Source organism: Bacillus sp. EKM202B (assembly GCF_011066025.1).
Classification (GTDB): domain Bacteria; phylum Bacillota; class Bacilli; order Bacillales; family Bacillaceae_G; genus Bacillus_A; species Bacillus_A toyonensis.
The window spans coordinates 1-659 of the sequence record NZ_JAAMNK010000090.1 but is presented as its reverse complement, the minus strand read 5'-3'; the positions used below and the strand labels follow the sequence as shown (position 1 = coordinate 659).

At 39.3% G+C, this 659-nt stretch carries 1 protein-coding gene; it reads left to right on the top strand.

Features of this window, described 5'->3' with window-relative positions:
- A partial coding sequence (locus G9F74_RS29410) for a Cna B-type domain-containing protein (protein ID WP_165406430.1) occupies positions 1 to 659 on the top strand: 659 nt, incomplete at both ends.

The following is a 659-nucleotide window of genomic DNA, read 5'->3' as shown; positions in this document are numbered from 1 at the left end:
CTTTTACAAAACGGTAAAGTAGTAGATACAAAGGAAGTAACAGCGGCAACAAATTGGAAGTACACGTTTGAAAAACTACAGGCATACGATGCAAACGGAGTAGCGTACAAGTATGAAGTGAAAGAACAGCCAGTAGCCGGATATGAATCCAAAGTAAGTGGTACTGACATCACAAATACAAAAGTAGCGAAATTGACAGTAGAAGGAACAAAAACATGGAACGATAACAACGCAACAGATCGTCCAAGCACAATCAAAGTAGACTTACTACAAAACGGTAAAGTAGTAGATACAAAAGAAGTAACAGCGGAAACAAACTGGAAATATGCATTTGCAGATTTAGAAGCATATGACGCAAATGGAGTAGCGTACAAGTATGAAGTGAAGGAACAGCCAGTAGCCGGATATCAATCTGACGTACACGGTTATGACATCACGAATACAAAAGTGGGCGAAACGAAAGTAGAAGGAACAAAGACGTGGAACGATAACAACGCAACAGATCGTCCAAGCACAATCAAAATAAACTTACTACAAAACGGTAAAGTAGTAGATACAAAAGAAGTAACAGTAGCAAGTGAATGGAAGTACACGTTTGAAAAACTGCAAGCATACGATGCAAACGGAGTAGCGTACAAGTATGAAGTGAAGGAACAACC